The 17,605-nt window shown below is 70.9% G+C and carries 18 protein-coding genes and 1 pseudogene; 11 read left to right on the top strand and 8 right to left on the bottom strand.

Annotation, left to right across the window (positions count from 1 at the left end):
* Positions 1–331: 331 nt before the first annotated feature.
* Positions 332–2,888, top strand: a pseudogene (secA, locus tag ACFWGZ_RS28550) (preprotein translocase subunit SecA); the annotation flags it as partial.
* Between the two features lie 462 nt (positions 2,889–3,350).
* On the opposite strand, the gene ACFWGZ_RS28545 reads toward secA, so the two are convergent.
* Positions 3,351–3,761, bottom strand: a complete 411-nt coding sequence (locus ACFWGZ_RS28545; RefSeq protein ID WP_382454666.1) for an Rv3235 family protein — start codon at positions 3,759–3,761, stop codon at positions 3,351–3,353.
* 67 nt (positions 3,762–3,828) lie between these two features.
* Here ACFWGZ_RS28545 and ACFWGZ_RS28540 point away from each other — a divergent pair, with 67 nt between their 5' ends.
* Positions 3,829–4,239, top strand: a complete 411-nt coding sequence (locus ACFWGZ_RS28540; RefSeq protein WP_382454665.1) for an HAD-IA family hydrolase — start codon at positions 3,829–3,831, stop codon at positions 4,237–4,239.
* 244 nt (positions 4,240–4,483) lie between these two features.
* Here the strand turns inward: ACFWGZ_RS28540 and ACFWGZ_RS28535 are convergent, their stop codons facing one another.
* Positions 4,484–5,242, bottom strand: coding sequence for a TrmH family RNA methyltransferase (locus tag ACFWGZ_RS28535; RefSeq protein ID WP_382454664.1), 759 nt, complete (start codon positions 5,240–5,242; stop codon positions 4,484–4,486).
* Between the two features lie 164 nt (positions 5,243–5,406).
* Between ACFWGZ_RS28535 and ACFWGZ_RS28530 the strand changes: the two genes are divergently transcribed.
* The 4 genes from ACFWGZ_RS28530 to ACFWGZ_RS28515 all read left to right on the top strand — a co-directional run bounded on the left by ACFWGZ_RS28530 (position 5,407) and on the right by ACFWGZ_RS28515 (position 8,210).
* Positions 5,407–5,541 carry a hypothetical protein gene (locus tag ACFWGZ_RS28530; RefSeq protein ID WP_382454663.1) on the top strand — a complete coding sequence of 45 codons (135 nt, stop codon included), beginning with the start codon at positions 5,407–5,409 and terminating at the stop codon, positions 5,539–5,541.
* A 113-nt stretch (positions 5,542–5,654) separates the two neighbouring features.
* Positions 5,655–6,320, top strand: coding sequence for a phosphotransferase (locus ACFWGZ_RS28525; RefSeq protein WP_382454662.1), 666 nt, complete (start codon positions 5,655–5,657; stop codon positions 6,318–6,320).
* A 10-nt stretch (positions 6,321–6,330) separates the two neighbouring features.
* Complete coding sequence (locus tag ACFWGZ_RS28520) at positions 6,331–7,722, top strand: wax ester/triacylglycerol synthase family O-acyltransferase (RefSeq protein WP_382454661.1); 1,392 nt, start codon at positions 6,331–6,333, stop codon at positions 7,720–7,722.
* The gene (locus ACFWGZ_RS28515) at positions 7,719–8,210 is read left to right on the top strand and encodes a DUF6912 family protein (protein ID WP_382454660.1); all 492 of its coding nucleotides are present in this window, start codon (positions 7,719–7,721) and stop codon (positions 8,208–8,210) included. Before ACFWGZ_RS28520 ends, ACFWGZ_RS28515 begins: the two co-directional genes overlap by 4 nt.
* 296 nt (positions 8,211–8,506) lie before the next feature.
* On the opposite strand, the gene ACFWGZ_RS28510 is transcribed toward ACFWGZ_RS28515, so the two are convergent.
* Positions 8,507–8,893, bottom strand: a complete 387-nt coding sequence (locus ACFWGZ_RS28510) for a VOC family protein (protein ID WP_382454659.1) — start codon at positions 8,891–8,893, stop codon at positions 8,507–8,509.
* 36 nt (positions 8,894–8,929) lie between these two features.
* Between ACFWGZ_RS28510 and pruA the strand changes: the two genes are divergently transcribed.
* Positions 8,930–10,558, top strand: coding sequence for an L-glutamate gamma-semialdehyde dehydrogenase (gene pruA, locus ACFWGZ_RS28505; RefSeq protein ID WP_382454658.1), 1,629 nt, complete (start codon positions 8,930–8,932; stop codon positions 10,556–10,558).
* Here pruA and ACFWGZ_RS28500 read toward each other — a convergent pair.
* From ACFWGZ_RS28500 to aroA, 4 genes are read right to left on the bottom strand one after another with little or no spacing between them, the layout of a single operon-like run.
* Positions 10,555–11,271 carry an NAD-dependent epimerase/dehydratase family protein gene (locus ACFWGZ_RS28500; RefSeq protein ID WP_382454657.1) on the bottom strand — a complete coding sequence of 239 codons (717 nt, stop codon included), beginning with the start codon at positions 11,269–11,271 and terminating at the stop codon, positions 10,555–10,557. The two genes, pruA and ACFWGZ_RS28500, sit on opposite strands and share 4 nt — an antisense overlap.
* 34 nt (positions 11,272–11,305) lie before the next feature.
* The gene (locus ACFWGZ_RS28495) at positions 11,306–11,779 is read right to left on the bottom strand and encodes a hypothetical protein (RefSeq protein WP_382454656.1); all 474 of its coding nucleotides are present in this window, start codon (positions 11,777–11,779) and stop codon (positions 11,306–11,308) included.
* A gap of 2 nt (positions 11,780–11,781) precedes the next feature.
* Positions 11,782–12,780 carry a ribosome small subunit-dependent GTPase A gene (gene rsgA / locus ACFWGZ_RS28490; protein WP_382454655.1) on the bottom strand — a complete coding sequence of 333 codons (999 nt, stop codon included), beginning with the start codon at positions 12,778–12,780 and terminating at the stop codon, positions 11,782–11,784.
* Positions 12,781–12,782: 2 nt separating this feature from the next.
* Positions 12,783–14,051 carry a 3-phosphoshikimate 1-carboxyvinyltransferase gene (gene aroA / locus ACFWGZ_RS28485; protein WP_382454654.1) on the bottom strand — a complete coding sequence of 423 codons (1,269 nt, stop codon included), beginning with the start codon at positions 14,049–14,051 and terminating at the stop codon, positions 12,783–12,785.
* Between the two features lie 86 nt (positions 14,052–14,137).
* Between aroA and ACFWGZ_RS28480 the strand changes: the two genes are divergently transcribed.
* Both ACFWGZ_RS28480 and ACFWGZ_RS28475 read left to right on the top strand, forming a co-directional pair.
* Complete coding sequence (locus ACFWGZ_RS28480) at positions 14,138–14,860, top strand: SOS response-associated peptidase (protein ID WP_382454653.1); 723 nt, start codon at positions 14,138–14,140, stop codon at positions 14,858–14,860.
* Complete coding sequence (locus ACFWGZ_RS28475) at positions 14,857–15,468, top strand: alpha/beta family hydrolase (protein ID WP_382454652.1); 612 nt, start codon at positions 14,857–14,859, stop codon at positions 15,466–15,468. Before ACFWGZ_RS28480 ends, ACFWGZ_RS28475 begins: the two co-directional genes overlap by 4 nt.
* Here the strand turns inward: ACFWGZ_RS28475 and ACFWGZ_RS28470 are convergent.
* Entirely contained in the window at positions 15,465–16,322 is an 858-nt protein-coding gene (locus tag ACFWGZ_RS28470) for a hypothetical protein (protein ID WP_382454651.1), read from the bottom strand. The genes ACFWGZ_RS28475 and ACFWGZ_RS28470 overlap by 4 nt on opposite strands.
* Before the next feature lie 64 nt (positions 16,323–16,386).
* Between ACFWGZ_RS28470 and ACFWGZ_RS28465 the strand changes: the two genes are divergently transcribed.
* Positions 16,387–16,929, top strand: a complete 543-nt coding sequence (locus ACFWGZ_RS28465; protein ID WP_382454650.1) for a DinB family protein — start codon at positions 16,387–16,389, stop codon at positions 16,927–16,929.
* Positions 16,930–17,058: 129 nt separating this feature from the next.
* Positions 17,059–17,547 (top strand): hypothetical protein, encoded by a 489-nt coding sequence (locus ACFWGZ_RS28460; RefSeq protein WP_382454649.1) that lies wholly within the window; start codon positions 17,059–17,061, stop codon positions 17,545–17,547.
* Positions 17,548–17,605: the final 58 nt, after the last annotated feature.

Below are 17,605 nucleotides of genomic sequence, written 5' to 3'. Positions count from 1 at the left end.
GCCCCGCACCCCTCGCGTGCGGGGCGGCGGCGTGCGTCTACCGCCACCCGGCCCCTTTTCCGCACGCGGGCGTTCACCGTCAAGGTGAACTTGGCCCGGCCAGGAACCTTCACGTGGTGCCCGCGCGTTCACCACTGCAGTAGCCGAGTTCGGGGGCACGGCGGCAGGCGAGAGCGGAAGATCGCAGAAAACGACACCTGACCTGCGCATACCAGGTCGGGGGTCTCAATCCGCCTGTGTCCGTGCACACATCTTGGCGACTTGCCTACGATGGGCAGGGGAAAGGCGTCCGCGAGGGCGCGCCGCGATACAGGTGATGAGGTCTATCCAGATGGTGCTGTCCCGACTGCTCCGCTCCGGCGAGGGCAAGATGCTCAAGCGCCTCCGCAACATCGCCAACGCCATCAACGGTCTGGAAGATGACGTTGTCGACCTCTCCGACGCCGAGTTGCGCGCGAAGACCGACGAGTTCAAGAAGCGCTACGCCGACGGCGAGTCGCTCGACGAACTGCTGCCGGAGGCTTTCGCCGTCGCTCGCGAGGCCGCGAAGCGCACCCTGGGTCAGCGCCCCTACGACGTGCAGATGATGGGTGGCGCCGCCCTGCACCTCGGTCAGATCTCCGAGATGCGCACCGGTGAGGGCAAGACGCTGACCTCGGTCATGCCCGTCTACCTCAACGCGATCGCGGGCCAGGGCGTCCACGTCATCACCACGAACGACTACCTGGCCAAGCGCGACGCGGACTGGATGGGCCGCGTGCACCGCTTCCTCGGCCTCTCGGTCGGCGCGATCCTCTCCGAGATGACGCCGGAGCAGCGCCGCGCGTCCTACAACTCGGACATCACCTACGGCACGAACAACGAGTTCGGCTTCGACTACCTGCGCGACAACATGGCGTGGAGCCTGGACGAGTGCGTGCAGCGCGGCCACTACTTCGCGATCGTCGACGAGGTCGACTCGATCCTCATCGACGAGGCCCGCACGCCGCTGATCATCTCCGGCCCCGCCGAGCAGTCGGCGCGCTGGTACACGGAGTTCGCGCGGATGGCCCCGCGGATGCGCGGCATCGACGTCACCCAGCTGTCGCAGAAGGACCGCCTCGAGGTCATCGAGGAGAAGTCCAAGTCGTACCACTACCAGTACGACGAGAAGAAGCGCACGGTCGCCGTCACCGAGCTCGGCGTCGAGTTCATCGAGGACCAGCTCGGCATCGACAACCTCTACGAGGCCGCGAACACGCCGCTGGTGGGCTACCTGAACAACGCCCTCAAGGCGAAGGAGCTCTACAACCGCGACAAGGACTACATCGTCCGCAACGGTGAAGTCATGATCGTCGACGAGTTCACCGGCCGCGTGCTGGCCGGCCGCCGCTACAACGAGGGCATGCACCAGGCCATCGAGGCCAAGGAGAACGTCGAGATCAAGGCGGAGAACCAGACCCTCGCCACGATCACGCTGCAGAACTACTTCCGCCTCTACGAGAAGCTCGGCGGCATGACCGGTACCGCCGAGACCGAGGCGGCCGAGTTCCACCAGACCTACAAGCTGGGCGTCGTCCCGATCCCGACGAACCGCCCGCCGCAGCGCAAGGACCAGCCCGACCTCGTCTACAAGAGCGAGGAGGCCAAGTTCGACGCGGTGGCCGACGACATCGCCGAGAAGCACGAGAAGGGCCAGCCGGTCCTGATCGGCACGACGAGCGTCGAGCGCTCGGAGTACCTGTCGAAGCTGCTGGTCCGCAGGGGCATCCCGCACGAGGTGCTGAACGCGAAGCACCACGACCGCGAGGCGCTGATCATCGCGAAGGCCGGCCGCAAGGGCGCCGTCACGGTCGCGACGAACATGGCCGGTCGCGGTACGGACATCGTGCTGGGCGGCAACCCGGACATCATCGCCGACCACGAGCTGCGCGAGCGGGGCCTCGACCCGGTGGAGACGCCGGAGGAGTACGAGGCCGCGTGGGCGAAGATCGTCGAGGAGCTGACGGTCCAGGGCAAGGCGGAGGCCGACGAGGTCCGCGAGGCCGGCGGTCTCTACGTCCTCGGCACCGAGCGCCACGAGTCGCGCCGCATCGACAACCAGCTCCGCGGCCGCACCGGCCGTCAGGGCGACCCCGGTGAGTCGCGCTTCTACCTGTCGCTGCAGGACGAGCTGATGCGCCGCTTCAACGCGTCGATGGTCGAGATGGTCATGACGCGCCTGAACGTGCCGGACGACGTGCCGATCGAGCACAAGATGGTCACCCGCGCGATCCGCAGCGCCCAGACCCAGGTCGAGCAGCAGAACTTCGAGATCCGCAAGAACGTTCTCAAGTACGACGAGGTCATGAACCGCCAGCGCACGGTGATCTACGCCGAGCGCCACCGCGTGCTGGCCGGCGAGGACCTGCGCGACCAGGTCGAGCACATGATCGTCAGCGTCGTGGAGGAGTACGTCAACGGCGCCACGGCCGACGGCTACGCCGAGGACTGGGACTTCGAGAAGCTCTGGACCGCGCTGAAGACCCTCTACCCGGTCTCGCTGGACCCGAAGGAGATCCTCGAGTCCGATGAGGACGTCACCCGCGAGTACCTGCGGGAGCTCCTCGTCGAGGACGCCCTGAAGGCCTACCGCGACCGCGAGGCCGACATCGACGGCCGGGTCGGCGAGGGTGCGACCCGCGAGCTGGAGCGCCGCGTCCTGCTGTCCGTCCTGGACCGCAAGTGGCGCGAGCACCTCTACGAGATGGACTACCTGAAGGAGGGCATCGGCCTGCGCGCCATGGCGCAGCGCGACCCCCTCATCGAGTACCAGCGCGAGGGCTTCGACATGTTCAACGCGATGCTCGACGCGTTGAAGGAGGAGACGGTCGGCTTCCTGTTCAACCTCCAGGTGGAGGCGGCGGAGCCCGAGCCGGTGGAGCCCGAGGTCCCCGTGACCCTGGCCGCCGCGCCGCAGGCCCTGCCCCAGGTGAGCTCCGGTGCGCAGAGCGGCGCCCGTGCGCGTGCCCGCGCGGCGGCCGCCGCCCAGCAGCAGGCGCAGCAGCAGGCCCAGGCCCCGTCGGGCCCGGCCATGGCGCAGCTGTCGAGCGGCAGCGCCATCCCGCCGGCCCTGCGCGGCAAGGGCCTCGGCGGCCCCGGCCAGCAGAACCTGAGCTACAGCGGCCCGGCCGAGGACGGCGGCGTGGAACAGCACGCCGAGTCGAACGGCGGCGGCGGTCAGCAGGGCGGCGCCACCCGCAAGGAGCGCCGTGAGGCGGCCCGCCAGGCGGCGAAGAACCAGCGCCGGAGCCGTTGAGCAGGCTGAAGGTCAGTGCCCTGTGGGCCGTGTTCCTCCGGGAACGCGGCCCACAGGGCTTTCCGCACCGTGCTCACTCCAGCACCGTGAACGCGGTGAACCACCACCGCCCGCGCCGGTGCTCGACCCGAGCGGCCACGGCCAGCACCCGCCCCTCCCGCCGCACGGTCACCGAGATCTCCGCCGCCAGCCGCGACGGGTGGCACACCCGAGGCACCCGGATCATCCGGGTGCTCCGCGGCCGCACCGCGGCAACCAGTTGCCCGGCGAGCGCCGGTGACACCACCTCCCGCAGCAGGCGCGCGGACCGCCGTCCGTCCAGGACCTCCAGCACCACCGCCACCAGCCGCACGGCGTCCAGGCGCGGCGAGGGCGGCTCGGGCTCCGGCACCCACGCGGGCTGCGGGCGGGGACGGGGCCGCGGGATCACGGCGACCCCGACCGGCGGTTCGTAGGCGGCGAGGCGGCGAACGACTGGGGGCATGACGAACCAGGCGCGCCAGAGCCCGGATCAGGACACGTACCACCCGAAAGTGGGTACCGTTCTCAGGGTGCTCAAGGCTCTGGTGCTCGACTACGGCGGCGTCCTGACCGATCCCGGTGAGGACAACCCCGCCGAACCTCCGCTGCTCACCGCGCTGCGCAAGGCGAAGCAGCACGGCTTCAAGACCGCGCTGCTGTCCAATGCGGACGGGTGGTGGTCGCCGCCCGCGGCGTTCGCCGGGCTCTTCGACGCCGCGGTCCTGTCCGGTGAGGTCGGGCTCGCGAAGCCGGACGTCGACATCTACCTGCTCACCGCCGCCAAGCTGGACCTGGAGCCGCGGGAGTGCGTCTTCGTCGACGACCTCGCCGTGAACATCCGGGGAGCGGCCGAGGCGGGCATGGTGGGCGTCCACCATCGGTCGACGCGGTCCACCCTCGAGGAGCTGGAGATCCTGCTGGCGATCGCGCTCCGCGATTAGTTTTCACCCCGCAGCGCAATTGCCCGGTATTCGGCCCGCGGACTACGTTCGAATCGTCCGCCAGTCGAATGCAGAGGGGCGAAAATGTGAAGAGTTGTCGCCTGTGTTGCAGCCGCCACGGCAATCGCCTCATCCGCACAGCGCAGCAGGAGCGCGGTTGCTACGAGGACATCGGCCGGGTCAGGGGCGAGTCTTCGCTGGCAGTGTGCACGTCACTGCTCGGCGGCACCCGCGTCATCGGGTATCACGTCGAGTGGCTCTGAGCGCGTCGCACGAGCTCGAAGCAGAGCACGGCCGCCGCTGATGCCACGTTGAGCGACTCCACGCCCGCCGCCATCGGAATCGACAGCCACGACGTGACGTGCGGCCGCACGTCCTCGGTGATTCCAGACGTCTCGCTGCCGAGCACGAATGCGGCGCGACCGCCGAAAGAGGCGGAATAAATGGTGTCGGAAGCGTGGGAATCGAGCGCGTAGAGGGGATACCCGGAAGCGCGCAACAAAGCCGAGGCCTCCGCCGAGGTGCCGCAGCGCAGCACAGGCGCTCGGAAAGCCACTCCGGCGGAGGCCTTGACCACGAGCGGGTCGATCGACGCGACGCCCCGGCGCGGCACCACGATGCCGTCGATGCCGGCGGCGGTCGCCGTGCGCAGGATCATGCCGACGTTCGCGGGCGTGGTGATGCCGTCAAGCACCAGCACCGACCGCAGCGAGCCCTCTTCCAGCGCCAGCGCCAGGGGCTTCATCCGCGGCGCCACGACGTCCGCGAGCACACCCTGGTCCTGCTTGCCGTTGCCCGCCAGCACCTTCACGCGCTGGGCGGTGGCCCGCTGCACCTGGACGCCGCGGGACCGCGCCGCGTCGAGGATCTCGCGCGCCGCCGGGCCGCGCGCGGTGTCGGCGAGCACCACCTTGTCCACCGACAACGCCGGGTCGTCCAGCGCTTCCAGCACTGGCTTGCGGCCGTAGACGGTGACGAAGCGGTCCTTGGGCGAGATCTCCACAGCAAGAGGGTGCCAGACGGCCGTCCGCGCTCGGCCAACCGGCAGGGTCGGCATTCGTGACCAGCGCGAATACCGTCACTCGAACGTGTAATGCCTGCGGGACAGGCGATAACCGGTCCGCGGACACCCTCGACCTCGGATTCGGTGACGGCATGGGGTTGGCGATGAGGGTTCTCGGCGAGGCCGTCGGGATGCTGATGGGCGGACGGCCGAGCGGCCGCCACGTCACGTGGCTGGAAGAGGGCGAGAACGTCTTCGGGCTCGACCGCAAGGCCGCACCGCCGGTCATCGGCCAGTGATTCAGCCGGTGATGTGGCCGGTGAGCAGGCTCGAGACCGGCTCGAACGGGTGAAGAGTCTGACTAGAGCCGTTCGGCCCTTGTGCTTCGGATCATATTGATGATGATCGTCACATGACGTCAGGTATGCGCAGCGTCGCGCAACGTCAACATCTCGCGAGCGGTCAGGACTCGGACGTGTTCATCCGGTCCGACGGGCTGCTCGTCAAACGCACGCGCACCGGCCGTGACCTGCGGGTGGAGGCCGAGATGATGGTCTACCTGAGCGGTCACGGCATCCCCGTCCCGCGGGTGCACGAGGCCTCCGCGGACGAACTCGTCATGCAGTACGTGCCCGGCCCGCGGATGTCCGAGGAGATCGGCCGCAAGCCGTGGCTCGCGGGTGGCCTCGGGCGCGAGCTCGCCGACCTGCACCGCCGTCTCGACGTCATCGCCGCGCCGGACTTCCTCAGCGGCGAGGGCCACCTGCTGCACCTCGACCTGCACCCCGGCAACGTCGTGCTCGGCCCGGAAGGCCCCGTCGTGCTCGACTGGGCGTCCGCGACCAAGGGCGACCGCAGGCTGGACGTGGCGCTCAGCTGGGTGTCGCTCGCCGTCGCCCGCCTCGCGCCGGTCAAGAAGCTCACGCGGTGGCGGTTCCTGAGGTCGTTCATGGCCAACGTGGACCCGAAGGCGATCGAGGCGATCCCGGACGCCGCGCGCATCCGGCTGGAGCGCCACGACCGCGATCCGCTGGAACGCGCCGCGCTGGAGAAGTTGATCGAGCGCAAACGCCACTAGGCTGGGTGGCATGCCGGACCGACTGTCAGCGCTGGACGCCTCGTTCCTGTACCTCGAGGGCTCCACGACGCCGATGCACGTCGGCGGAGTGGCCGTGTTCCGCCGGCCCAAGGCGGGCTTCGACTACGACAAGCTCGTCGACCTGATCGAGCAGCGCCTGAGCCTCGTGCCGCGCTACCGGCAGAAGGTCGTGCACGTCCCCGGCCGCATCGCGCGACCGGTGTGGGTCGACGACCCGGACTTCGACGTCACCTACCACGTGCGGCGCAGCGCCCTGCCCAGGCCGGGCACCGAGGCGCAGCTGCACGACCTGGTCGCGCGCCTGATGTCGCGCCCGCTCGACCACTCCCGCCCGCTGTGGGAGATCTACCTGGTCGAGGGCCTCGCGAAGAACCAGGCCGCGGTCATCACCAAGACCCACCAGGCCATGGTCGACGGCATCGCGTCGCTGGAGATCGGCCAGGTCATGCTGGACGTGTCGCCGTCGCCGCGCACGAACGTCGAGAACCTCTGGATGCCGCAGCCCGAACCCAGCTCGCTGCAGCTCGTGGCCGACGCGGTCACCGACATCGTGCAGCGCCCCGGCGAACTCGTCGAGAACGTCCGCAGCGCCGCCCTCGACACGGTCAACACCGTCGAGAAGGTCTTCAACGCGTTCGGCGTCCTCGCCTCGGCCGTGCGGACCGCCGCAACCCCTGCGCCCGGCACACCGCTGAACGTCCGCATCAGCTCACCGCAGCGCCGGTTCGCCGTAGCGCGCGCTCAGCTCGACGACCTGCGTTCCATCCGCAAGGCGCACGGTGGCACGGTGAACGACGTAGTGCTCGCGGCGTTGTCGGGCGCACTGCGCAACTGGCTGCTCAGCCGCGGCGAGAACGTCACGGGCAGCACCACGATCCGTGCGATGGCGCCTCTCTCGGTGCGCGACGCAGACCCGGACTCGGGCAACAACGTCAGCGCCTACCTGGTCGACCTCCCGGTCGGCGAACCGAACCCGGTCGTGCGCCTGCACCACGTCAGCCACGCGATGCGCGCCCACCAGGAGTCGGGCCAGTCCGTCGCCGCCGACGCCCTGGTGAAGGTCTCGGGCTTCGCTCCGCCGACCCTGCACGCCCTGGGCGCGAGGGCCGCGTCGTCGTTCTCGCGCCGGCTGTTCAACGTGATCGTCACGAACGTTCCCGGCCCGCAGGTGCCGTTGTACGCGGCGGGCGCGAGAATGACCGAGATCTTCCCGGTCGTCCCGCTGGCCAAGAACCAGGCGCTGGCGATCGGGGTGACGTCGTACGACGGCGGTGTGTACTTCGGGCTGAACGGCGACCGCGACGCCATGTCCGATGTGGACGTTCTCGCGAGCATGGTCGAGGAGTCGGTGGAGGAACTGATGGGAACGGCGACCGCATGAGGGTGTACATCCCGGCCACGGTGTCGATGCTGCGCTCGTTCGTCGACGACGGCGAACTGGCCCCGATCGGTGGCACGGCGTTCGCCCTGACCCCGGCCCTGCGCGAGTCCTACGCCGCCGGCGACACGGAAGAACTCGAGTACGCGGCCATGCTGGACGCCGCCCGTGCCTCCCTGCGCCTGCTGGCGGGCGACGAGAAGGCGGAACCGCGCCGCGCCGTGCTCGCGGTGGACGTCGACGACGTGACGCTGCGCCCGGACCTCGACTTCTCGGTCGTGAAGATCTCGGGGCCGGTGACGCTGAAGGCGGTCGCGTCCGTGCACATGGACACGGCCGAGGCCGAGACGGACGTGCGGGCGGCGGCCGACGTGGTGGACGCGGCGGACCTGGGCGACCCGGACGCGGAGTTCGCACTCGGCAGCGCCGAGGACCACGAGCTGGCCTGGTACGCGCCGCAGGAACTCCCGTTCGTGCTGGAGCTCATGTAGGGCCCCGGCAACGCGCGGACAGGCTGACGCAGGGGTCCCCCCGGCTTCGGGACCCCCCGCGACCCAACGTACTCAGCGGGTCTGACACTTTTGCCGCGCTGAAATCGGGGCGCGCTGAAACCGGGGGCGCTGGAAATCGGGGTGCGCTGAAACCCAGGGCGCTGAAACCAGGGTGCGCTGAGACCCAGGGTGCGCTGAAACCCAGGGTGCGCTGAAACCCAGGGGCGCTGGAACCGGGGGCACTGAAAACCGGGGGCGCTGGAACGCCGGAACTCGCGCGCGAGCCCGCCCAGGGGTCACATCCCCTCGGCAGGCTCCCAGAGCTCGATCCGGTTCCCCTCCGGATCCACACACCACCCGAACCGCCCGAAATCCGAGTCCTCGGTCTCCGGCAGCACCTCGACCCCGCGAGCCTTCAACTTGACCATCAACGACGAGAGGTCGTCGACGCGCAGGTTGAGCATCGTCCGCTGGTGCGGTTCCCCGATGTACTCGGTGTCCTGGGCGAACAACGCCATCGTCGTCGTCCCGGGACGGTCCGACGTGGCCGTGTCGAGCCAGTGGAAGGTGACGGCGCCCTTCTCCGACATGGGAACGCCGAGGTTGTCGCGGTACCAGGCCGCGAGGCGCGCAGGATCTCGAGAACGCAGGAATATCCCGCCGATGCCAGTCACCCGCGCCACCCGACGGACCCTACTACCGCGTGCCACGATGGGGGAATGGACGCCGTCACGTCTGCACCCGAACCGATCAACGAGCCTGTGCGCGCCTATGGTCCCGATAGCGCCGAACGGACCAGTCTGCTTGCTCGGATCGCCGAGCTCGAGGGCCGGGAGCACGAGCTGACGATGACCATCGGTGGCGAGCAGCGGATGGCCGGGGGCGAGCGCATCGACGTCGTTCAGCCGCACGACCACCGGCACGTCCTCGGCACGACGGCGCAGGCCACCAACTCCGACGTCGCCGACGCCATGCGGGCCGCCCAGCACGCGGCGCCCGGCTGGCAGGAGTTGCCCTTCGACGAACGGGCCGCGGTGCTGCTGAAGGCCGCCGACCTGCTCGCCGGGCCGTGGCGGGACACGCTCAACGCCGCCACGGTGCTCGGGCAGTCGAAGTCCGTGCAGCAGGCCGAGATCGACTCGGCGTGCGAGCTGATCGACTTCCTGCGGTTCAACGTCCACTTCGGGCGGCGGATCCTCGAGGAGCAGCCGCGGAGCAGTCCGGGCGTGTGGAACCGGATGGACCACCGGCCGCTCGACGGGTTCGTCGTGGCGATCACGCCGTTCAACTTCACGGCCATCGCCGGCAACCTGCCGCTGGCACCCGCGCTGATGGGCAACACCGTGGTGTGGAAGCCGTCGCCGACGCAACAGCTGGCCGCGCACTTCACCATGCGACTGCTCGAGGAGGCCGGTCTGCCGCCGGGCGTGGTCAACCTCGTCACCGGGGACGGGCAGGCGGTGAGCGAGGTGGCGTTGCGCGACCGGTTCTTCGCCGGGCTGCACTTCACCGGGTCGACGCGGACGTTCAAGGCGTTGTGGCGGACCATGGCGGGCAACCTCGACAACTACCGCGCCTACCCGCGCGTCGTCGGCGAGACCGGGGGCAAGGACTTCGTGCTCGCCCACGCCTCCGCCGACCCCGAGGCGCTGGTCACCGGGCTCGTGCGGGGTGCTTTCGAGTACCAGGGCCAGAAGTGCAGCGCCGCCTCACGGGCGTACGTGGCGCGGTCGCTGTGGGAGGGCGGGGTGCGGGAGCGGCTGCTCGACGTCACGAAGTCGTTGGCGTACGGCGATGTCACGGACCTGTCCGTCTTCGGCGGGGCCGTGATCGACCGGCGGGCGTTCGCCAAGCACGAGGAGGCGTTGCTGATGGCGTCGGCGTCCACCTCGGTCGAGGTGCTGGCCGGCGGCTCGTGCGACGACTCGGTGGGCTACTTCGTCGACCCGACGGTGCTGCTCGGCACCGACCCGCACCACGACATCTTCACCACGGAGTACTTCGGACCGATCCTCGCCGTGCACGTCTACGAGGACGCGGAGTTCCCGCGGATGATGGAGATCATCGACAACTCCACGCCGTACGCGCTGACGGGCGCGATCTTCGCGCGCGACCGGATGGCCGTCGACCAGGCGCACAAGGCCCTGCGGTTCGCGGCGGGCAACTTCTACGTCAACGACAAGCCGACCGGCGCCGTCGTCGGGCAGCAGCCGTTCGGCGGCTCGCGCGGCTCCGGCACCAACGACAAGGCGGGCTCGATCTACAACCTGCAGCGGTGGACGAGCCCGCGCGCCGTCAAGGAGACCCTCGTGCCGCCGACGGACCACCGGTACCCGCACATGGGTTAGTGGCGCGGCCGCCAGCCCGTCGCCCCGGTCAGCTTCGTGCTGACGACCCGCTGCGACCGCGCGAAGACCTCGAACGCCGGCGCCAGGCGCCCCACGAACTTCGGCAGGCGCGTGATCCCGGTGTCCCGCTTCAGGACCGGCGTGCCGACGTTGTAGATCCCGGGCGGCGCGTCCAGGACCGCGATCGCGGCCGCCGCCGCGTCCGCGGGGTGCACGACGGACATCCAGCCGCCGCCGACGAGCACCGGTGGCGGCTGCGCCTCGCCGCCGAGCAGCAACCCGATCCGCAGGAACACGGCCCCGGAGTGTTCCAGGACGGTGTGCTGGGCCGTGACCGAGCTGGCGATGTGCCCCACGGGCTCGACGGGGGAGTTCTCGTCGAGCTCCCGGTCGCCGCCGTCCGCGTAGACGAACGAGATGCCCTCCTGCACGATCCGCCCGACCCCGGCCCTCGTCGCGGCCTCGACCAGGGCGGCGCTGCCCTGCGTGCGGATGCGGTCGTTCTCGGCCCAGGCGCTGGCCAGCACTGCCTTCGCCGAGAGCGGGATGCGGGTGGCGAGGTTGACGACGGCGTCGTGGCCCGTCAGCGCGGCGGCCAGCTGGTCCGCGTCGAACAGCGAGGTCGTGCGCCGGTCCAGCACCCCGACCTCGTGTCCCGCCGCCCGCAGCCGGGGCACCGCCTGCCGTCCGAGAACACCCGATGCACCGATCACGAATACCTTCATGACCTGTGGACGAGACAGCGCGTCAGGGTGTGACGAGCCGTTCGTACGCCTTCGCGGCGAGCCCCTGGACGACCTGGCCGACCATGTTGCGGTCGTTGCTGCGCTGCACCACCTGGAAGGTCACGAGCTGCCGTTCCCGCACTTCCAGGACGGCGTCGCACGTCACTTCGCCGGAGGAGTCCGCGCACCGGGTGGTCACCGGGCGGTTGTTGCTGTCGCCCACACCGCCGGCGATCACGCCGCCGCTGCCGCCCTCGGCCAGCAGCTTCTGCGACTCGTCCGCGAAGACCCCTTCCCGCAGCGTGAGCTTCGCGGTGAGCCCGTCGAACGCGTAGTCGCACGTCTGCCCGGACCTGGCCGGGGTGCCCTCGAGCGTGCCCGCGTCACCGTCCTCCAGCACGGAACACGGGTCGGCCGAGGTGATCGACTTCCCGGCGTCCGGGGCCGAGCAGGCGGCGAGGACGACCAGCAGGGGTGGCAACCAGCGCAAGCTCATGATCAGTCAGCGTAATCGTCGAGGCCCGCGCGCGACGCCAGCAGGCGGCGCAGCGAGGTGAGGCGGCCCGGCGCGTCCGGCACGAGCTCGTCGATCATGCAGCCCGGGTCCTCGGGGGAGCCGAGGTGGCCGCACCCCGGCGGGCACTCCTCCGCCGCCTCCGCGAAGTCCGGGAACGCCTTCACGATGTCGTCCGGGGTGATGTGCGCGAGGCCGAACGAGCGGATGCCCGGCGTGTCCACGACCCAGCCGCCGTCGGGCAGCCGCAGCGCCACGGCCTGGGTCGAGGTGTGCCGGCCCTTGCCGACGCCCGACACCACGCCCACCGCGCGGTTCGCGTCCGGCACCAGCCGGTTGACCAGCGTGGACTTGCCGACGCCGGAGTGGCCGATCAGGCACGACACCGTGTCGGCCAGGCGCGCCCGCAGCTCGGCGGGCTCCTCGTCGAACCGCGTCACGACCACCGGCACGTCGAGCTCGGTGTAGAGCGCGAGCAGCGAGTCGGCGGACGCGAGGTCCGACTTCGTCAGGCACAGCACCGGTTCCAGGCCGCCGGCGTACGCGGCGACCAGGCACCGGTCGATGAACCCGGTGCGCGGCGGGGGATCGGCGAGCGCGACGACCATGATGAGCTGGGAGGCGTTCGCGACGACGACCCGTTCGAACGGGTCCGTGTCGTCCGCGGTCCGGCGCAGGACCGACGTGCGCTCCTCGACGCGCACGATGCGGGCCAGCGTGTCCGGCTGACCCGACGTGTCACCGACGATGCCGACCTGGTCGCCCACCACCACGGGCGTGCGGCCCAGCTCACGGGCCCGCATGGCCGTGACGACCACACCGGACTCCAGTGCGCACGTCCAGCGGCCGCGGTCGACGCCGATCACCATCGCGCTCTCGGCGTCGGCGTGCTCCGGCCGCCTCTTGCTGCGCGGCCGCGTCCCCTTGCCGGGGCGCACGCGCACGTCGGACTCGTCGAGCTTGCGCCAGTCCCGCTTGCCCACTTCTACGCGCCCCCGGTGAGCATGGCGTCCCACATCCCGGGGAAGTCGGGGATCGTCTTGGTGGTGCTGCCGATGTCGTCGACCTCGACGCCTGGCACCACCAGCCCGATGATCGCGCCCGCGGTCGCCATCCGGTGGTCGGCATAGGCCCGCCACACCCCGCCGTGCAGCGGCGCCGGGTCGATGACGAGGCCGTCCTCGGTCTCGGAGGCGTTGCCGCCCAACGCGTTGATCTCGTTGACCAGCGCGGCGATCCGGTCCGTCTCGTGGCCGCGGATGTGCGCGACACCGCGGATGACCGTGCGCCCCTCGGCCAGGGCGGCCAGGGCGGCGACGGTCGGCGTCAGCTCGCTCTCGTCGCGCAGGTCGATGTCCACGCCGGACAGCTTCGCCGGGCCGCGCACGGTCAGGCCGCGCTCGGACACCTCGACCTCGCAGCCCATCCGCTCCAGGATGCCGCGCACGGCGTCACCGGGCTGGGTCGTCGTGGCGGGCCAGTGCGGGATCGTCACCTCGCCGCCGGTCACCGCGGCCGCCGCCAGGAACACCGTCGCGTTCGACAGGTCCGGCTCCACGTGCCAGGTGCGGGCCTTGATCACGCCGGGCTCGACGCGCCAGGTGGTGGTGCCGTCGGTGTCGACCTCGACGCCGACGGAGCGCAGCGTCTGGACCGTCATCTCGATGTGCGGCAACGAGGGCACGGGCTTGCCGTCGTGCCGGACCGTCACGCCCTTGTCGAAGCGGGCGGCCGACAGCAGCAAGCCGGACACGAACTGCGACGAGCCCGACGCGTCGATCGTCACCTCGCCGCCGGGCACCGAACCCGTGCCGTGCAACGTGAACGGCAGCGCGTCACCGTCGACCTCCACGCCCAGCGAGCGCAGCGCACCCAGCACGGTGCTCATCGGCCGCAGGCGGGCGTGCGGGTCGCCGTCGAACCGGATCTCGCCCTCGGCGAGCGCCGCGGCGGGCGGCAGGAAGCGCATGACCGTGCCCGCGAGGCCGCAGTCGACGTCGGCGGGCCCGCGCAGCAGACCGGGCAGCACGTCCCAGCCGCCGTCCTCGCGGTCGGTGACCCCGATGCCGAGCGACGACAGCGCGGCCGTCATCAGCACGGTGTCGCGGCTGCGCAACGGCGCGTGCACGGTGGACGGCCCGTCGGCCAGCGCCGCGAGCACCAGGGCGCGGTTCGTGATCGACTTCGAGCCGGGCACCGGCACCGTCGAGTGGACTGGGCCGGAGGCGCCGGGGGCTGACCAGTGCTGAGTCATGCCGTGAATGATCCCGCATCGGGGTCGGCGCAGCTCGCACAGGTGTTCCGGGCGTGGGAGCATGGCGACTTCGGAGGTGATCGGTTTTGTGCGGTAGGTACGCCTCCACCAAGGACCCGGCGCTGCTGGCGGCCGAGTTCGACGCGGTGGACGGGACCGGCGGCGAGGCACCGGGGGCGGACTACAACATCGCTCCCACCAAGCACGTGATGGCGGTGGTCGAGCGCAAGCCGGAGGACGAGGAGCTCGAGCGCAGCCTCCGGGTGATGCGCTGGGGCCTGGTCCCGCACTGGGCCAAGGACCTGTCCGGCGCGGCCAAGATGATCAACGCCCGCGCGGAGAGCGTGCTGACCAAGCCCGCCTACAAGCAGTCGGTGACCAAGCGGCGCTGCATCATCCCCGCCGCCGGCTGGTACGAGTGGCAGCCCGCCGAGGGCCGCAAGCAGCCGTACTTCATGACGCTCGGGGACGACACGTCGATCGCGATGGCGGGCATCTGGTCGGTGTGGTGGAAGGACGACGTCGCGACCGTCACGTGCGCGGTGCTCACCACGGAGTCCACCGGTGCGCTGACCGAGATCCACAACCGCATGCCGCTGCTGCTGCCGCCGGACCGGTGGGCGGCGTGGCTCGACCCGGACTCGCTCGACCCGAGCGCGCTGCTGACGCCCGACCTGTCGATCGTCGAGGCCCTCGAACTGCGTCCCGTGTCGACGGCGGTCGGCAGCGTGAAGAACAACGACCCGTCCCTGCTGGACCGCGTCCCGCTCGCCGGGGAGCCCTCCGCCGCCCAGCTCGAGCTGTCGTGACCACCCTGCTGGTGGACACGCCGCACGGTCCCGCGCGGGCCTCCCTGCACTGCGCCCAGGAACCGCGGGCCGCGCTGCTGCTCGGCCACGGCGCCGGTGGCGGTGTCGAAGCCCCCGACCTGGTGGCCGCGTGCCGCGCCGCGAACTCCGTCGGCGTGCACGTGGCCCTGGTCGAACAGCCTTACCGCGTCGCGGGCCGCCGTGCCCCGGCGCCCGCGGTCCAGCTCGACACCGCCTGGCTGTCCGTGGCCTACGACCTGGGCGAACGCTGGTTCGACGGCCTGCCCCTGGTGTTCGGGGGCCGGTCGTCGGGGGCCCGCGTGGCCTGCCGCACGTCGGTCGAGGGCCAGGCCGTGGCCGTGCTGTGCCTCGCGTTCCCCGTGCACCCGCCGGGCAAGCCGGAGAAGTCCCGGATGGCCGAGCTCGACGGCGTCGAGGTCGCCACGCTGGTCGTGCAGGGCGAGAGCGACCCGTTCGGCCGGCCCGGCCGCGGGAACCACCGCGAGGTCGTGCTGCTCCAAGGCGACCACTCGCTCAAGGCCTCCGTCGCGGACGTCGGCCGGTCCGTCGGCGAGTGGCTGGACCGCGTGCTGAGGCCGCTCGACTAGCGCGCCATCCGCGTCCACGTGTGCCGGCGCCCGCGGACCGCGACCGAGTAGGCGTACAGCAGCTCCGGGTCGCCCATGCCCGGCAGGAAGCAGTCGCCGATGTGGTGCGCGTCGACGCCGATCTCCTTCGCCGTGAGGGCCAGCTGCGGCACGACGTTGGTGTGCGCGCCCTCCTGCGACGTGCCGATCGCGCCCAGGACCACGGCGCCCCTCTCGTGCACCGCCGCCACCGCCTCGGCGGCCGCCTCCCTCGTGACGCCGGGCAGCGTGCCGGGGATCGGCAGGACCACGCCGTCGGCGCCCGCGTCCACGAGACGGGTGAGCTTGGCCGCGGTGATCGGTTCCGGATGACCCGCGTGGTGCATCTTGCCCACCCACAGCGCCGCCTCCGTGCGGATCTGCTCGGTGGCGCGCGCCATGCCGTCGAGCGAGCCGTCGGTGCTCGGGTTGGCGGTCAGCACGATCAGCGCGGCACCCGCGTCCGCGAGCCTGCGCGCGTTCTCGGCCGTGGCCTTGCGCAGGTCGGGGACGTTGCCGGGCTCGACGTTGACGCCGATCGGCCTGCCGATGCGCTCCGCCAGCTCGCGCAGGCTGCCCAGCTCGCCGAGGCCGGGGAAGCGGAACGACGTGCCGTCCCAGACCCGGTCGATCATGTTCAGCACGACGACGTCGGCGCCGAACGCGGCCATCAGCTCGGCGTTGTGCACGCCGTTCTGCCCGTCGAACGACAGCGCGGCGCGGTCGGCGAACACCTCGGCGACCATGGTCCGTCCCTCGGACGCCGCCACGGCGCTGGAGAGCTCCCGCCCGCGCAGCGCGGCGAGCCCGGAGCGGTCGAGATCGAGGATGCGCACGTCTGCCTCCCGTATTGGTCTAAACCAAATGGTGGCACCCTACGACTTGGGCTGGGATCTCGCCATGACCGACTTCGACGAGCAGGGCCGCCCGGAACCGCCGCTCGACGGCGACGAGCTCGCCACCCTGACCGGCTTCCTCGAGTTCCACCGCGCCACCCTGGCGTGGAAGACCGAGGGCCTCACCGCCGAGCAGCTGAACGCGACGACCTCGAAGTCGTCCATGACGCTCGGCGGCCTCATCAAGCACATCGCCTACGTCGAGCAGCAGTGGTTCCACGTCGTGCTGCACGACCGCGAGCCGCTGGAGCCGTGGCAGAGCGTCGACTGGGAGGCCGACCGCGACTGGGACTGGCACTCCGCCGCCCACGACACCCCGGAGCAGCTGCACGCGCTCTGGCAGGACGAGGTCGCCCGCGCCCGCAGGGCGGTCGAGGAGGCGCTGGAAGGCGGAGACCTCGGTCAGCTCGCCCGGCGCCCGCCGTGGCGCGACGACCGCAGGGTGAGCCTGCGCTGGATCCTGACGCACATGGTCGAGGAGTACTCCCGGCACAACGGCCACGCCGACCTGCTCAGGGAAGCGGTCGACGGCCAGACCGGCGAATAGCGGCGCCGCCAATCAAGACAGCAGATTCGGCCGAAAGCACGTTTAGCGAATTGCGGGACAACCCGAGCCGACCGGTGGCGTCTTCTGTGCATAGAGGGACGCCATTCGAGAACAATTCGGGGAGAGCACGTGAACACGTTCCGCAAAACCGCACTCGCACTGACCGGTGCCGCTCTGGTGGCCACCGCGGTGTCGGCGACGGCGCTGGCCGGCGAGCGGCCGTGGTGCGACGGGAGCGACCTGGTGGTCAGTGCGCACGACATGCGTTCGCCGACGAGCGCGAGCAAGGCGCACGTGATCAGGTTCGCCGCCGCGGACGGCGCCTCGTGCCGGATCGGCGGCAGCCTGAGCAACGTGAAGTTCCTCGACGCCGAGGGCCAGGACATGAACGTCCCGCTGGCAGGGGGCCAGGGCGAGTACTCCGAGGCGCTGGTCGACGAGGACCGCGAGGCCGTCGTCTACGTGTCCTCGCAGAGCCACGGCCCGCGGGTGAACCCGGCGTCCGTCCAGTTCGACCTGCCCGGTCAGGGCAGCCTGGGCGACCGGGTCACCGTCGCGTGGCCGTCGGGTCTCGGCGCGATCGTGCGGATCGGGAACCTGACGGCTCCCGTTTCCTAAGCGCTGATCGGTGCGATGACCGCACCGGTGAGCTTCGCCAGGTCGGCAGGCGCGATCT

Origin of the sequence: Lentzea sp. NPDC060358 (genome assembly GCF_042725365.1) — a bacterium.
In the GTDB taxonomy this organism is placed as follows: Bacteria; Actinomycetota; Actinomycetes; order Mycobacteriales; family Pseudonocardiaceae; genus Lentzea.
The sequence above is the reverse complement of the archived record's forward strand: the minus strand, read 5'-3'. Positions and strand labels throughout refer to the sequence as shown.

Coding starts and splice junctions, on each gene's coding strand:
- ACFWGZ_RS28545 (WP_382454666.1), bottom strand. CDS start 3,761: ATGCCCCCAGTCGTTCGCCGCCTCGCCGCCTACGAACCGCCGGTCGGG.
- ACFWGZ_RS28530 (WP_382454663.1), top strand. CDS start 5,407: ATGAGGGTTCTCGGCGAGGCCGTCGGGATGCTGATGGGCGGACGGCCG.
- ACFWGZ_RS28525 (WP_382454662.1), top strand. CDS start 5,655: ATGACGTCAGGTATGCGCAGCGTCGCGCAACGTCAACATCTCGCGAGC.
- ACFWGZ_RS28520 (WP_382454661.1), top strand. CDS start 6,331: ATGCCGGACCGACTGTCAGCGCTGGACGCCTCGTTCCTGTACCTCGAG.
- ACFWGZ_RS28515 (WP_382454660.1), top strand. CDS start 7,719: ATGAGGGTGTACATCCCGGCCACGGTGTCGATGCTGCGCTCGTTCGTC.
- pruA (WP_382454658.1), top strand. CDS start 8,930: ATGGACGCCGTCACGTCTGCACCCGAACCGATCAACGAGCCTGTGCGC.
- ACFWGZ_RS28495 (WP_382454656.1), bottom strand. CDS start 11,779: ATGAGCTTGCGCTGGTTGCCACCCCTGCTGGTCGTCCTCGCCGCCTGC.
- aroA (WP_382454654.1), bottom strand. CDS start 14,051: ATGACTCAGCACTGGTCAGCCCCCGGCGCCTCCGGCCCAGTCCACTCG.
- ACFWGZ_RS28465 (WP_382454650.1), top strand. CDS start 16,387: ATGACCGACTTCGACGAGCAGGGCCGCCCGGAACCGCCGCTCGACGGC.